The sequence below is a fragment of the Streptomyces sp. NPDC093591 genome, from assembly GCF_044764885.1.
Classification (GTDB): Bacteria; Actinomycetota; Actinomycetes; order Streptomycetales; family Streptomycetaceae; genus Streptomyces.
Genome location: NZ_JBIWIY010000005.1, coordinates 218,391 through 233,053, shown reverse-complemented (window position 1 = coordinate 233,053; position 14,663 = coordinate 218,391). Strand labels below are relative to the sequence as shown.

At 70.7% G+C, this 14,663-nt stretch carries 13 protein-coding genes and 1 tRNA gene; 3 read left to right on the top strand and 11 right to left on the bottom strand.

Features of this window, described 5'->3' with window-relative positions; all coding sequences use genetic code 11:
• Window positions 1-35: 35 nt before the first annotated feature.
• Together ACIREI_RS13315 and ACIREI_RS13310 are read right to left on the bottom strand one after the other, a co-directional pair.
• Window positions 36-2,294, bottom strand: a complete 2,259-nt coding sequence (locus tag ACIREI_RS13315; protein WP_403331482.1) for an MMPL family transporter — start codon at window positions 2,292-2,294, stop codon at window positions 36-38.
• A 139-nt stretch (window positions 2,295-2,433) separates the two neighbouring features.
• Window positions 2,434-3,033, bottom strand: a complete 600-nt coding sequence (locus ACIREI_RS13310; protein WP_403331480.1) for a TetR/AcrR family transcriptional regulator — start codon at window positions 3,031-3,033, stop codon at window positions 2,434-2,436.
• A 165-nt stretch (window positions 3,034-3,198) separates the two neighbouring features.
• Between ACIREI_RS13310 and ACIREI_RS13305 the strand changes: the two genes are divergently transcribed.
• Window positions 3,199-6,537, top strand: coding sequence for a S41 family peptidase (locus ACIREI_RS13305; protein ID WP_403331477.1), 3,339 nt, complete (start codon window positions 3,199-3,201; stop codon window positions 6,535-6,537).
• Here ACIREI_RS13305 and ACIREI_RS13300 read toward each other — a convergent pair.
• The 6 genes from ACIREI_RS13300 to ACIREI_RS13275 all read right to left on the bottom strand — a co-directional run bounded on the left by ACIREI_RS13300 (window position 6,462) and on the right by ACIREI_RS13275 (window position 10,976).
• A complete protein-coding gene (locus tag ACIREI_RS13300) occupies window positions 6,462-6,788 on the bottom strand; it encodes a DUF6980 family protein (protein ID WP_403331475.1) in 327 nt (108 codons plus the stop codon). The genes ACIREI_RS13305 and ACIREI_RS13300 overlap by 76 nt on opposite strands.
• Before the next feature lie 67 nt (window positions 6,789-6,855).
• A complete protein-coding gene (locus ACIREI_RS13295; RefSeq protein ID WP_403331472.1) occupies window positions 6,856-7,086 on the bottom strand; it encodes a hypothetical protein in 231 nt (76 codons plus the stop codon).
• Between the two features lie 288 nt (window positions 7,087-7,374).
• Window positions 7,375-7,560: a hypothetical protein gene (locus tag ACIREI_RS13290; protein ID WP_403331470.1), complete on the bottom strand. Its 186-nt coding sequence runs from the start codon at window positions 7,558-7,560 to the stop codon at window positions 7,375-7,377.
• A gap of 88 nt (window positions 7,561-7,648) precedes the next feature.
• A complete protein-coding gene (locus ACIREI_RS13285; protein ID WP_403331467.1) occupies window positions 7,649-8,542 on the bottom strand; it encodes an SDR family oxidoreductase in 894 nt (297 codons plus the stop codon).
• A complete protein-coding gene (locus ACIREI_RS13280) occupies window positions 8,539-9,480 on the bottom strand; it encodes an alpha/beta fold hydrolase (protein ID WP_403331464.1) in 942 nt (313 codons plus the stop codon). The genes ACIREI_RS13285 and ACIREI_RS13280 overlap by 4 nt, the downstream gene beginning before the upstream one ends.
• The gene (locus ACIREI_RS13275) at window positions 9,477-10,976 is read right to left on the bottom strand and encodes a flavin-containing monooxygenase (RefSeq protein WP_403331461.1); all 1,500 of its coding nucleotides are present in this window, start codon (window positions 10,974-10,976) and stop codon (window positions 9,477-9,479) included. The genes ACIREI_RS13280 and ACIREI_RS13275 overlap by 4 nt, the downstream gene beginning before the upstream one ends.
• A 174-nt stretch (window positions 10,977-11,150) precedes the next feature.
• Between ACIREI_RS13275 and ACIREI_RS13270 the strand changes: the two genes are divergently transcribed.
• The gene (locus tag ACIREI_RS13270) at window positions 11,151-11,834 is read left to right on the top strand and encodes a MerR family transcriptional regulator (protein ID WP_403331458.1); all 684 of its coding nucleotides are present in this window, start codon (window positions 11,151-11,153) and stop codon (window positions 11,832-11,834) included.
• Here the strand turns inward: ACIREI_RS13270 and ACIREI_RS13265 are convergent.
• Window positions 11,831-12,634, bottom strand: coding sequence for an exodeoxyribonuclease III (locus ACIREI_RS13265; RefSeq protein ID WP_403331455.1), 804 nt, complete (start codon window positions 12,632-12,634; stop codon window positions 11,831-11,833). The two genes, ACIREI_RS13270 and ACIREI_RS13265, sit on opposite strands and share 4 nt — an antisense overlap.
• An 87-nt stretch (window positions 12,635-12,721) precedes the next feature.
• On the opposite strand from ACIREI_RS13265, the gene ACIREI_RS13260 reads away from it, so the two are divergent.
• Window positions 12,722-13,198, top strand: a complete 477-nt coding sequence (locus tag ACIREI_RS13260; RefSeq protein ID WP_403331452.1) for a GNAT family N-acetyltransferase — start codon at window positions 12,722-12,724, stop codon at window positions 13,196-13,198.
• Between the two features lie 4 nt (window positions 13,199-13,202).
• Here ACIREI_RS13260 and ACIREI_RS13255 read toward each other — a convergent pair whose 3' ends face one another.
• Both ACIREI_RS13255 and ACIREI_RS13250 read right to left on the bottom strand, forming a co-directional pair.
• On the bottom strand, window positions 13,203-14,435 hold the full coding sequence (locus ACIREI_RS13255) for an MFS transporter (protein ID WP_403331449.1): 1,233 nt from the start codon (window positions 14,433-14,435) through the stop codon (window positions 13,203-13,205).
• Between the two features lie 91 nt (window positions 14,436-14,526).
• Window positions 14,527-14,600: transfer RNA gene (locus ACIREI_RS13250), tRNA-Ala, on the bottom strand.
• Window positions 14,601-14,663 lie beyond the last annotated feature (63 nt).

The following is a 14,663-nucleotide window of genomic DNA, read 5'->3' as shown; positions in this document are numbered from 1 at the left end:
GCCCTCACCGGCCGGTCCACTTCAATGGTGAACGGTCAGACGCGTGCCAGCGCGCGGTCGCCGTCGGAGTCCGTGTCCTTCCCGGTCTCGGCGTCCGTGCGCAGGCCCTCGCCCTCCACGTCCACGTTCGGCAGGGCGCGGTCCAGCCACTTCGGGAGCCACCAGGCCTTCTCGCCGAGCAGGGCGAGGACCGCCGGGACGATGGCCATGCGGACGACGAACGCGTCGAAGAGGACGGCGATCGCGAGGCCGAAGCCGATCATCTTGACCATCGACTCGCTGGCTCCGATGAAGCCGGAGAACACCGCGATCATGATGATCGCCGCGGCGGTGACGACCCGGGCGCTGTGCCGGAAGCCGGTCACCACGGCCTGGGTGGGCCGCTCGCCGTGGACGTACGCCTCGCGCATCCGTGTCACGAGGAACACCTCGTAGTCCATGGCGAGACCGAAGACCACGCCGACCATGAAGATCGGCATCATCGACATGACCGGTCCGGTCTCCTGGATGCCGAAGAGGTCGGCGAGCCAGCCCCACTGGAAGACCGCCACGACGGCGCCGAGGGCCGCGAGGACCGACAGGAGGAAGCCGAGGGCCGCCTTCAGCGGGACGAGGATCGAGCGGAACACCAGGATCAGCAGGAGGAAGGCGAGGCCCACGACCAGGATCAGGTACGGCACGAGCGCGTCGTTCAGCTTCTGCGAGAAGTCGATGTTCATCGCGGTCGTGCCGGTGACCAGCACCTTCGCGTCGGTGTCGGCCTTGATCTCCGTGCCCGCGTCCCGGATGGAGTGCACCACGTCCTCGGTGGAGACCGAGGACGGCTTGGAGTCGGGGATCACGGTGATCGTCGCGGTGTCGCCCGCCTTGTTGTACGTCGGCGGGGTGACCGTGACGACGTCCTTGAGGCCCTTGATCTCGTCGGAGACCTCGGTGACCGCGTTCTTCGGGGCGTCGCTCGCCCGGGCGTCGACGACGACCATGAGGGGGCCGTTGAAGCCGGGGCCGAAGCCCTCGGAGAGCAGGTCGTAGGCGCGGCGCTGGGTCGTCGAGGTCGGCTGCGAGCCGTCGTCCGGCAGGCCCAGTTCGAGGCTGGTCGCCGGGAGGGCCGCGGTGCCGAGGCCGAGGACGCCCAGCAGGAGGACGGCCAGGGGACGGCGTACGACGAAGCTCGCCCAGCGGGTGCCCATGTTCGGCTTGTCCGCGTTCGCCTTGTCGGCCTTGGCGTTGTCGGCCTTGTCCGCGGCCGTCTTCTTGCCGCGTCCGAGGAGCTTGCCCTTCTCTCCGGCCGGCTTCACCTTGCGGCCCGCGTAGCCGAGCAGCGCCGGGACCATGGTCAGCGCGATCAGCACCGCGATCACGACCGTGCCCGCCGCGGCGACGCCCATCTTCGTCAGCATCGGGACGTTGACCACCGCGAGGCCGACCAGCGCGATCACCACCGTGAGGCCGGCGAAGACCACCGCGGAGCCCGCGGTGCCGGTGGCCCGGCCGACCGACTCCTCGCGGTCACGGCCCTCGGCGAGTTCGGCGCGGTAGCGGGAGACGATGAACAGGGCGTAGTCGATGCCGACCGCGAGGCCGATCATCATGGCCAGGGTGGAGGTGGTGGAGCCCAGGTCGAGGGCGTTGGCCAGCGCGGTGATCACCGAGACGCCGATGCCGACGCCGATCAGGGCGGTGAGCAGTGGCAGTCCGGCCGCGATCAGTGAGCCGAAGGTGATGACGAGGACCACCGCGGCGACCGCGATGCCGATGATCTCGGAGGAGGCGGCCTCGGGTGTCGTCTGGAGCGCGTCACCGCCGATCTCCACGGTCAGCCCGGCGTCCCGCGCCTGCTGCCCGGCGTCTTCGAGCGCCTCCCGGCTGGCGTCCTTCAGCTCCATGCCGGGAACCTCGTAGCGCACCGAGGCGTATGCGATCGTGCCGTCCTTGCTGACGGCGTGCGCCTTGAAGGGGTCGGCGACGGAGACGACCTCGGAGCCGTCGGACAGCTCCTTCACCGTCTTCTCGACGGTCGCCTTGTTGGCGGCGTCCGTCATCTTCTCGCCGTCGGGTGCCTTGAAGACGACGCGGGCGGTGCCGCCGTCCGCGCTGCTGCCCGGGAAGCGCTGTTCCAGCAGGTCGAAGGCCTTCTGGGCCTCGGTGCCGGGGATGGAGAAGGAGCTTGATCCGGCGCTGGGGGCGCTCGCCGCGCCGACGCCCGCGAGGGCGAGCAGCGCGACCCATATGAGGGCGACGAAGTGCCGTCGCCTGAAGGCGAGTCGGCCGAGTTTGTACAGGAACGTGGCCACGGAGGCGTCTCCCGGTCAGGTCGTGGGGTCGGTACTTGGGCAGGGCTGATCAGCCCGACGACGTGAGCGGATACGTCAGGTGGAGGGCATGCTGAAGGGGACTACGTCAGCTGAGGGGATTCGCCGGTTGAGGGACGCGTCAGTTGACGGGCACGCCGAGGGCGGGGAGGACCACGGCGTCGATGTACGACTTGAGGAACGTCTGCGTGGGCGGCTGGTCGTCGATCAGGGTGCGGGTGGCGAAGGCGCCGACGAGCATGTGCACCACGTAGTCCAGCGCCGGGCAGTCGGCGCGGACCTCGCCACGCTCGATGGCCCGTTGCACCACGCGTTGGAACTCGGCCATCTCCGGCTCGACGAGCAGTTCCTTGAACGCCGTCAGGAGATCCGGGTCGTTGTGCACCGCCATGAACAGACCCCGCATCAGCGCGGCGTTCTGCTGCATGGTGCAGTCGTCCTCGCGTGAGGTGAGGACGTGCAGGTCGCCCCGCAGGGACCCGGTGTCGATGTCGGCGATGCTGCCCGGCTTGTTGTGCCGGACCGCCTTGGCCACCAGCTCCGGCTTGCCACCCCACTGGCGGTAGAGCGTCGCCTTGCTGGACCGGGTGCGGGCCGCCACGGCGTCCATGGTGAGGGCGTCGTAGCCGACCTCCCGGAGCAGGTCGAGCACGGCCTCGTACAACTCGGCCTCGCGCTCAGGGGTGATGCGGCTGCGACGCCCTGTTGCGACCTCGGTCACCGTACTCACCTTCCCACTCCGAACGACACGGTTTCGTACACCACGAAGGTACCCCATCCCTCACCGAAACGAAACGGTTTCGTTCGCGTTCCGCTGGTGTTCTGGGTCACGCGAGTCGCTGTGTCACGAGTTGCCCAGGTACGTCCACAGGAAAAGCATGGGGAGGTGAGCTACCTGCGCCTACCGCATCTGAGCGGCGATCTGCTGTGCTTCGTGGCCGAGGACGACCTTTGGCTGGCCCCCCTCGACGGCCCGGGCCGCGCCTGGCGGCTCACCGTGGACCGCACCAAGATCGGCCACCCCCGCTTCTCCCCCGACGGCCGCCACATCGCGTACACGAGCTGGCGCAGCCTGGTCCCCGAGATCCATCTGGTCCCGGTGGACGGCGGCCCGGGCGGACAGCTCACCCACTGGGGGTCGGCGGACACCCAGGTGTGCGGCTGGACACCCGACGGCATCATCCTCGCCGTCGCCTCCCACGGTGAGCCGTTCTCCCACTTCACCTGGGCCTACAAGGTCAGCCTGGGCGGCGATCCCGGCCGCAAACTCCCCTGGGGACCGTGCTCCGACATCCAGGTCGCCGACCTCGACGGCGAGCGGAAGACCCTCCTCCTGACCGGCACCCCGCCGCACGAACCGGCCGCCTGGAAGCGCTACCGGGGCGGGGCCATGGGCCGCCTCTGGCTGCACGGCGAACGCCTGCTGGCGGACATCGGCGGCCACCTCCACTCCCCCATGTTCGTCGGCGGCCGTATCGCCTTCCTCTCCGACCACGAGGGCGTCGGCAACCTCTACTCGTGCGCCTACGACGGCTCCGGCCTGCGCCGCCACACCGACCACGACGCCTTCTACGCCCGGCACGCCTCCAGCGACGGCACCCGGGTGGTGTACCAGTGCGCGGGCGACCTGTGGATCGTGGACGACCTCACCGCGGACAGCGAGCCGCGCAAGCTGGAGGTGCGGCTAAGCGGGCCACGCGCGGGACGCCGCACCTATCAGGTGCCCGCCGCCCAGCACGTCGACGGCATCTCCGTGGACGAGACGGGCCGCGCGAGCGCCGTCGTCGTACGCGGCAGCCTGTACTGGCTGACCCACCGGGACGGCCCGGCCCGCACGATGACCGACACCCCCGGCGTGCGGGTCCGGCTCCCGGAGATGCTCGGTTCGACCGGCCAGGTCGCGTATGTGACGGACGCGGAGGGCGAGGACGCCATCGAGATCGCGTATCTGCCCAGGGCGACGGGCGACCGCGAGCCGCGCCGACTGGCCTCGGGCGAGCTGGGCCGGGTCCTGGAGATGGCCGCCGACCCCAAGGGCGAGCGCCTCGCGATCGCCTCGCACGACGGCCGGCTGCTCCTCACCACCGTGTCCGATGATGCGGCTGCCGCCGCGGGGACGGAGGACTCGAACGGCGAGGTCACCGAGCTGATCCGGTCGGTCAACGGCCCGGTGCGCGACCTCGCCTTCTCACCGGACGGGACCTGGCTGACGTGGTCGCACCCGGGGATCGGCCGCTCCCTGCGCCAGATCAAACTGGCCCGCATCAAGGACAGCCTGATCGTCGACGTCACCAACGGCCGCTTCGAGGACGAGAACCCGGTGTTCACCCGGGACGGCCGCTACCTGGCCTTCCTCTCCTGGCGAGGCTTCGACCCGGTCTACGACGTCCACACCGGCGACCTCTCCTTCCCCCTCGGCTGCCGCCCCTACCTGGTGCCCCTGTCCTCCGCGACCCCCTCCCCCTTCGCCCTGAACCCCGAGGGCCGGCCGGCCGCCGGCGGCCTGGACCCGGTGGAGGACGAGGAGAGCGGCGACCCCGGTACGACGACCGTCGAGCTGGAGGGCCTGGAGAACAGGGTCACCCCCTTCCCGGTCGCCGCCTCCAAGTACTCCGCGCTGCACCCGGTCGCGGGCGGCGGACTGGTCTGGCTGCGCTGGCCGATCTCGGGCGCGCTGGGCGAGACCTTCGCCAACCCGGACGACATGACCGGACGGCCGACCCTCGAACACTTCAACATCAGCAAGGCGAAGAAGACCGAACTCGTCGACCACCTCGACTGGTTCGCGATCAGCGGCGACGGGTCCCGACTGGTCCTGGTCGACGAGGGCGACCTGCGGGCGGTGCCCGCCTCCGAGTCCGGCGACAGCGACACGACGGTCTGGATCGACCTGCGCCGCATCCTGCACGAGGTGGACCCGACGGCGGAGTGGAGGCAGTCGTACGCGGAGGCGGGTCGGCTGATCAGGGCGTACTTCTGGGAGCCGGACATGTGCGGCATCGACTGGGACGCGGTCCTCGACCAGTACCGCCCCCTGGTCGAACGCGTCGCCACCCCCGACGAGTTCGCGGATCTGCTCCGCGAGGTCCTGGGCGAACTGGGCACCTCGCACGCGTACGTCGCCGCTGCCCGCCGCAACGAGGGCCCGGCGCACTACCAGCGCTGGCAGGGCCTGCTGGGCGCCAACTTCGTCCGCAGGGACGAGGGCTGGATGGTCAAGCGCATCCTCCCCGGCGAATCGTCCGACTCCAAGGCCCGCTCCCCCCTGGCGGGCACCGGCATCCGGGAGGGCGCGGTGCTCACCCACGTGGACGGCCGCCCGGTGGACCCGGTCGCGGGCCCCTACCCCCTCCTGGCCGGCGCCGGCGGCACGACGGTGGAGCTGACGTTCACCCGACCCCTCGCCCACCACCACCCTTCCGAGGAAGGCCCGTCGGGCCCCTCTGATTCCGCGGAGGGCGAGGCGGGCCGGGCGCGCCGGGTGGCGGTGGTCCCCCTGATCGACGAGCGCCCGCTCCGCTACCAGGACTGGGTCGCCAAACGCCGCGCGGTCGTACGGGAGTTGAGCGGCGGCCGCTGCGGCTACCTGCACATCCCGGACATGGGCGGCTCGGGCTGGGCCCAGTTCAACCGGGACCTGCGGATGGAGATGTCACGCCCCGCGCTGATCGTCGACGTGCGCGGCAACGCGGGCGGCCACATCAGCGAACTGGTCGTGGAGAAGCTGACCCGCACGATCCTCGGCTGGGACCTGACGAGAAACGCCCAGCCGGTGTCGTACGCGTCCAACGCCCCGCGCGGCCCGGTGGTCGCCCTCGCCGACGAGGCGACCTCCTCGGACGGTGACATGATCACGGCCGCCTTCAGACTCCTCAAGCTGGGCCCGGTCGTCGGCCAGCGCACCTGGGGCGGAGTCGTCGGCATGACCGGCCGCCACCGCCTCGGCGACGGCACGGTGATCACGGTGCCGATGAACGCGGCGTGGTTCGACGCCTACGGCTGGTCCATCGAGAACAAGGGCGTGACCCCGGACGTGGAGGTCCTGCGCACGCCCCTGGACTGGGCGGAGGGCCGCCACGCCCAGCTGACGGACGCGGTGGAACTGGCCCTGAAAATGCTGGAGGACAACCCCCCGGCGACTCCTCCGGACTACTCGCACGTCCCGGACCGGTCGAGGCCGAAGCTTCCGCCGCGTTCCAGCGAGGCGAGCCAGCGGCCGTCCTGAAACTCGGCGGGGACCTCGTCCTCCCCCGGATCGATCCCGCGGCGCTCCAGCTCGTCGAACCACCGGTCCCGCTGCGATTCGGGCAGGCGTCGTCCGCACCAGGGACAGAAGTCGATCGTGATGCTCGACGTGCCGCCGTCGTGGATGATCAGCCCGTACTCCTGGAACCTGGCGCTGAAGCCGACCAGCGCGTCCGGGCAGGCGAAGGGGTCGGCGTGCCGGTCGCAGCGCGCGTTCACGCGGCTGGTCATCGCCTCACAGCAGTGGTCGGTCATGACCTCGGTTCTCTCGTCGATCGGCTCACGGCACGTCGACCGGCTACGCGTGCCAGAGCGAGCTACGCCGATGACGCGCCGGTGGTACGTCCACAGTGTCCGCGGCATCGAGGGCGAGTTCGTCGCCGGTGGAGTTCACCAGCCTCAGGAGCTTCCCCACTTGGGCTCGCAGCCGCTGTCGCGCCCGGCGTTCCTCGATCGCGGACGACTGGGCGAGGGAGCGGTCACGCTTCCGCCGGGCGAACGAGTGGACGTCCACCCTGCGGCGAATCATGCGGGGTCGGGGCCTTGTCGACTCTCGTGCCGCGTCGATGAAGGAGCGGGCGCTGTACCTGAGGTCGTAAAGGACCACGGAGCTCGGGCTGTGCGAAGAGGGAAGGTGGTGGGCGGTGCGTGTCACGGGACTCCGATCGCAGCGACCGCCAGGTGTCTCCTGGCGGGCTACCCGAAGCCCGTCGGCCCTGTCGAACGTACGTTTCCCATGCGCGTGACCCTACAACGACACAACCGCGGGGCGCCCCCAGAAAAACAGGGGGCACCCCGCGTTCATCGAGCGCGACGACTACCGGTCGAAGTCCTGGTCGAAGCGCTCCTCATCCTGGCGGTCACGCATCCGCTCGGACTCCTCGTCCCGCTGCGGCCGCTGACGGCCCTTCTGCTGAGCCTGCTCCCGCGCCTGCTGCGCCTTCTGGCGAGCCTGCTCCTGCAGCTTCTCGGACTTCTCCTGGAACTGGTCCTTCATGCCCATGTGGGTTCACTCCCATAGTGGGTGGGGGGTTGGCCCCTCGCTGGGGCCTCGACCAGATTCACACGGCCGATAACCCCGCGCATGTCGATCAGTCACGCCGCGTAGTCCGCGCAGTTCGCTCCTGCTCGTCGGCCGCGCCGCCCGCCCCGACCAGCCCCGAACGCATCCCCTCCAGCCGCCCGGCGAACCGCCGCATCTCCCGCTGCCCCACGGCCCCGATGATCCCCGGCAGATACCCGCGCACGCCCTGCATCCCGCGCAGCCACCACTGCCCGTACACATGGCTCGACCGCCGCTCGATGCCGGCCACGATCCGGTCGACCGCCGGCCCCAGCGGATAGGTCTTGTTGGACGGCCAGGGCAGCCGCTTCCTCAACTCCCGCATGACGTCGTCCTGATCGGCCCCGCGCACCATGTCGGTGTCGGTCCAGGACAGATACCCGACCCCCACCCGCACGCCCCGGTAACCGACTTCGGCCCGCAGACTGTGCGCGTACGCCTCCACACCCGACTTGGACGCGCAGTACGCGGTCATCATCGGCGCCGGGGTGATCGCCGCCAGCGACGCGATCTGCAGCAGGTACCCGCGGCTCTCCATCAGCACCGGCAGAAACGCGCGCGCGGTCACCGCCGACCCGATGAGATTGACCTCGATGACCCGCCGCCACGCCTCCGGATCGGAGTCGACGAACGGCCCCCCGGTGGCGACACCGGCGTTGGCCACCACGATGTCGACCTTTCCGAACCGTTCCTTCACCTCCCGCGCCACCTGGGCCATCGCCTCGTGATCCGTCACGTCGGCGTACCAGTGGTCGCTGTCGCCGTGCAGCCGTGCGGAGACCTGCTTGAGCGCGTCCGGCTCCAGCCCGACGAGCGCCACGCTCGCCCCGCGCGCGGAGAGCTTGCGGGCGAGCAGCTCGCCGACGCCCCGCGCCGCCCCGGTGACGACGGCGACCTGTCCTTCGAGGCTCACCCTGCTCATGCGCCCTCCTTGACCTGCGTGTATGTCGTGGCTCGCGGGTGCGCGTACGTCGTGACGAGCTCCCGTATCCTCCCGGTCACCAGCTCGGGTGCCTCGACCGGCGTCATATGGCCGAGGCCGGGCAGCTCGGTGACGCCGAGACAGTTCGGCAGGGCGGCGGCCAGCGAGCGGGCGTGTACCGGCGGGGTCAGGCGGTCGGCCGTGCCGACGATCACCGCGGTCGGCGCCGCCAACTCCCGTACGCCGTGGTCGAGATCGAGCAGGTCGAGCACGTGCGACCAGGCGTAGCGCACCTTGCGCGGGCACGCGTGGACTATCCGCGCGCATGCCTCGACCATGTGCGGGGCCGAACCGGGGCCCATCGTCCCGTACTTGAGGATCGCCCTGGCGACCGGCGTGACCGGCCCGAGCGGTGCGCGGGAGCCGAGTATGTGCTTGGTCAGCCAGGTCCGCAGCCGCCCGGGACGTATCGGTACGACGGTGGACTCGGCGACCAGCCGTGAGGCGCCCGTGCTGCACAGCAGGACGGCGGCCGCGTGCTCCCGGAACGCCGGGCGCGGGGCGGCGGCCATCACCGTCATGCCGCCCATGGAGTGCCCGGCGATCACGGCCTTCTCGCCGGGTGCGAGCGTCGCCTTCAGTACGGCTTCGAGGTCGTCGGCGAGGGCGTCGGTGCTGCACGCCGGGCTCGCCGGGCTGCGTCCGTGGCCGCGCTGGTCGTAGGCGATGACCCGGTGGTCGGCGGCCAGCTCGCGGATCTGTGCCGCCCAGAAGGCGGTCGAGCAGGTCCAGCCGTGGGCGAGGACGACGGCGGGCGCGTCCTCGGGGCCGTGCACCTCCGTGTGCAGCCGGGCGCCGTCGGCGGAGACGGCGACGAGTTCGCGGGCGGGGGCGGGCGGGGCGTACGGCCCGGACTTCACGTGCATGAGACGGCTCACGCGGTCACCTCGGCGCTTTCCTTGACGGGGGCCCGCAGGACGGCGTACTCCGACAGATCCACGCGCCGCGTGGCCCGCCGGAACTCGGTCGTCGTACCGGGCCAGACGGTGGTGTTACGGCCGCCGGCGTCGAGGTACCAGCTGGTGCAGCCGCCGGTGTTCCATACCGTCCGCTTCATCCGCTCCTGCACCCGCAGGTTCCAGGCGGCCACGGCGCTCGGCCGCGCGTCGAGCGCCACCCGGCCGCCCAGGACGTTCAACTGCCGTACGAAGTCGGCCATGTAGTTCAGCTGGGACTCGATCATCAGGATCATCGAGGAGTTCCCGAGCCCCGTGTTCGGCCCGATGATGGTCACCCAGTTGGGGAACCCGGCGGCCGACGCGCCACGCAGCGCCTCCATCCCGCCCTTCCACGTCTCGGCGAGGGTCCTGCCCTCAGCCCCCACCACCCGCTCGGCGATGGGCATGTCGGTGACACGGAACCCCGTACCGAACACGATCGCGTCGACCTCCGCCTCACTCCCGTCGGCGGCGACGACGGTCGAACCCCGGATCTCGCTGAGCCCACTGGCCACCACGTCCACGTTGGGCCGGGCGAGCGCCGGATAGTACTCACTGCTCAGCAGGATCCGCTTGCAGCCGATGCGGTAGTCGGGGGTCAGCTTGGCGCGCAGGGCGGAGTCCTTGATGGAGCGGCCCATGTTGCGCTTGGCCAACTGCTCGATCATGCCCAGCTCGCCCGGGTGCTTGGTGAACGCCTGGACCTGCAGCTCCCGGATGCCCCACAGCAGCCCGCGGCGCAGTTGCGCGGTGAAGGGCAGGGCCCGGTGCAGGGAGCGTTCGACGCCACTGATGGCGCGGTCCATGCGGGGCATGACCCAGGGCGGGGTGCGCTGGAAGAGCGTGAGCCGCTCGACCTCGGGCTGGATGGCCGGCACGATCTGGATGGCGGAGGCGCCGGTGCCGACCATGGCGACGCGCTTGCCGCGCAGGTCGTAGTCGTGGTCCCAGCGGGCGGAGTGGAAGACCTTGCCCGGGAAGGAGTCCAGCCCCGGGATGTCCGGGATCTTCGGATCGGACAGCGGCCCCGTGGCGGAGACGACGAAGTCGGCCGAGAGCTCCCCGCTCGCCGTCTCGATGTCCCAGCACAGCCGCTCGCCGTTCCAGGTCATCCGCTTCACCTCCGAGTCGAAGCGGATGTGGGGGCGCAGCCGGAAGACGTCGGTGACGTGCTCCAGGTAGGCACGGATGTGCTCCTGCCCGGAGAAGGTGCGCGGCCAGTCGGGGTTGGGCGCGAAGGAGAACGAGTACAGATGGGACGGCACATCGCACGCGCACCCCGGATAGCTGTTGTCCCGCCAGGTGCCGCCGACGCTGTCGGCCCGCTCCAGGACGACGAAGTCGGTGACGCCCTCGCGTCGCAGCCGTACGGCGGCCCCCAGCCCGCCGAACCCGGACCCGACCACCGCGACCCGCACATGTTCGCGTTCGGCCATGCCTGTTCCTCCATGTTTCACCGGGAACTCCACCCGGAACCGGAACCATGCCAGTGAACACTGGCGCAATGGGAGACTAGAGGAGGACCGTACCGACCGGTAGGGGTCGAGCGACGACGTTTTGCATCAGCGGCCGCCGCCGCGGGTACCGCCCGTACGAATTAAGGTTCCGGAGTGACCGAGAAGCGTGAGTACCGCATGGAAGAGCTGGCCCGACTGGCCGGCATCACGGTGCGCACCCTGCGCTTCTACCGCGAACGCAAGCTGATACCGCCGCCCCGCCGCGAGGGCCGTATCGCCTGGTACGACGATCACCACCTGGCCCGCCTGCGCACCATCGCCGCCCTCCTGGAGCGCGGCCACACCCTCACCGGCATCGCGGAACTCGCCGAGGCCCTCGACCACGGCCGCGACGTCGCCGACCTCCTCGGCGTCGCCGCCCCCACCGAGGAGGAGCCGGTCCGCCTCACCCCCGAGGAACTCGCCGCCCGCTTCGAAGGCCAGGTCACCCCGGAGAACCTCGCCCTCGCCCTGGACCTCGGCTACATCGGCACCGACGGCGACGAGATCGTCCACGTCAGCCGCAGCCTGCTGGACGTCTCCTCGGCCCTGGTCCGCGAGGGCATCCCCCTCGCGGAGGTCCTGGCGGCCGGCAAGCGGGTCCGCGAACACGTCGACGACCTCGCGGAGATGTTCGCCGACCTGGTACTGCGCCACACCCACGAGGGCGACCTGCAACGCCTGCGCCCCCTCGCCCGGAGCGTGGTGGAGGCGGAACTGTCACTCGCGCTGGACCGGAGGCTGCGGAAGCAGACCGAGCAGACCGAGGGGGACCGGCGAGGCGCCGAGCAGGCCTAACGGTCGTAGACGACCGTCACCGGCGCGTGGTCCGACCACCGCTCGCCATGCGTCGCCGCCCGCTCGACGTACCCCTTGAGCGCCTTGGCGGCGAGCCCCGGCGTCGCCACGTGGTAGTCGATGCGCCAGCCGGTGTCGTTGTCGAAGGCCCGCCCGCGGTACGACCACCACGAGTACGGCCCCTCGACGTCCGGATGCAGCGACCGCACGACGTCGACGTAACCGCCGGCGGCGGGGTCGAGCACCTGCCCGAGCCACTCCCGCTCCTCCGGCAGGAAGCCGGAGTTCTTGGTGTTGCCGCGCCAGTTCTTCAGGTCGGCCTGCTGGTGGGCGATGTTCCAGTCGCCGCAGACGAGCACCTCACGGCCGTCGGCGGCGGCGCGCTCGCGCAGGTCCTTCAGATAGGCGAGGAACTCGCCCATGAAGCGGACCTTCTCGTCCTGCCGCTCGGTGCCGACCTCGCCGGAGGGGAGGTAGAGGGAGGCGACCGTCACACCGGGCAGGTCGGCCTCGACATAGCGGCCACTGTCGTCGAACTCACTCGACCCGAAGCCGACCTGGATGCGGTCGGGCTCACGGCGGGTATAGAGGGAGACGCCGGCGCGCCCCTTGGCTGCCGCGGGCGCGTGCACGACGTGCCACCCGTCGGGCGTCCGCACCTGCTCCGGCAGCTGCTGCGGCTCCGCGCGCACCTCCTGCAGGCACAGCACATCGGCTTCGGTACCGGCGAGCCACTCCACGAAGCCCTTCTTCGCGGCGGCCCGCAGCCCGTTCACATTCACAGAGGTCACAGTGAGCACCCCGGCACCATACCGGCACACTGGACGTTGTCCGATTCTGGAACCTATTGACCACTCTTGATCTTGAATTGATATACGGTATCTAGCATGCATATACGTCGCGTCTCCTTCGACCACCCCGACGCCGTCAAGCTCAACGACCAGGTGCAGGCCGAGTACGGCGTCCGCTACGGCGACGGCGGGGACGCCACACCCCTCGCCCCGGCGGACTTCGAGCCGCCGAACGGCCTCTACCTGATCGCCTACGACGAGTTCGGCACCCCCGTCGCCTCCGGCGGCTGGCGCGCCCAGGACGAGAACGGCGAGGGCAACGCGGACGGGGACGCCGAGCTCAAGCGGATGTACGTCGTGGAGGGGATGCGCGGGCGGGGCCTGGCGAGACGCATCCTGGCCGCGCTGGAGGAGGACGCGCGGGCGGCGGGCCGCATCCGCATGGTGCTGGAGACCGGCGCCAAGCAGCCGGAGGCGGTGGCCCTGTACACGTCCAGCGGGTACGAGCCGTGCGCGAAGTTCGGCTACTACCGCTTCCACGAGCTGAGCCTGTGTTACGCCAAGGCGCTGTGAGCGGTCAGCTCCGTGCGGCGTTGATGCGGTAGACGTCCCGCACGCAGAGGTTGAGGGCGGCGGAGGCGAAGACGAGCCCGGCACACGCCACCAGCACCGTCCGGTGGTCCCAGATTCCGGCCGCGAGGGCGGTCAGCAGATAGCCGAGCGGAATCGCCAGCCGCTCCCCGACACTGTTGAACGCGCTCATGCGCCCCAACTCGCCCTGCGGCACATGCTGCTGGAAGGCGGTCGTCCACGCGACGATCGCCACGTCCAGCCCGACGCCCGCGAGCAGGGCGGTCAACAGCAGCCAGGGCAGCGGCAGTCCCCAGCCCATGACGAGCAGGGGGACGGCCATGGGCAGACAGGCCGCGACAGCCACCGCGAGCAGCCGGTACGGCCGCCAGCGCAGACACACCACCGTCCCGGCCAGCAGCCCCGCCGCGAACGCCCCCTGCACGAGCCCCCAGTCACGTGCCCCGCCGTACCGCTCCGCCGCGACGACGGGCCCCAGCAGTTGGAACCCCGCCAGCCACGCGGCGACAAGGACGGTCCCCGCGACCGTGTACGTCCACAGCCAGGTCCGCGACCAGAACCCGGCCCACCCCTCCCGCAGATCGCTCAGCACGCCGGTGCCGGTGACCGGCGCGTCCAGGCGCAGCCCGAGCAGCAGCAGAGCGGCGACGGCGAAGGTGAGCGCGTCCCAGGCCAGCGCCCAGGCCGGGCCGCTGACCGCGACGACGACGCCGCCGATCGCCGGACCGAGCACCTTGACCGCGTTGCTCGGCAGCCTGAGCAGGGCGTTGGCCTGCTGCAACTGCTCCGCGGGCACGATCTGGGCCACGGCCCCCTGGGCTGCGGGCACGGTGAAGGCCACCGCCGTCCCGGAGACGAAGCCGCAGACCGCGATGGAGACGGTCGTGGCGTGCCCGGTGGCGACGACGGCCGCCAGGGCCCCCTGGGCGGCGGCCGCCAGCGAATTACCGAGGAAGAGCAGCCGACTGCGGGACATACGGTCCGCGAGCACTCCGCCCATGAGGAGGAAGACGATGGTCGGAACGGTGTTCGTGGCGAGCACCACACCGAGGGCCCCGGCTCCTCCGCCCTGCTCGATCACGGAGTAGGCGAGCGCGAGGGGCGCCATCGCGGATCCGGTGGCGGAGATCCAACTGGCGGTCACGAACCGCCGGAAGGCTGCGTTCCGCAGCGGCGTCGCCGTACGCGTCGCCCGTAACCGTGCGTCGGCCTTCTCCACGCCCCCCCCTTGGACATAACAAAGATCCCGCCCGATCAACCGATCGGACGGGATCTTTCAACTCCCAAGTTCCCTTGGAAAGTTGTTGCGGTGGACCTGAGGGGATTTGAACCCCTGGCCCCCTCGATGCGAACGAGGTGCGCTACCGGACTGCGCCACAGGCCCTTGCAACGAGTGAAACTTTAGCACCCCGATCGGCCTGCTTGGAAATCCGTTCCCGGCCCCGGC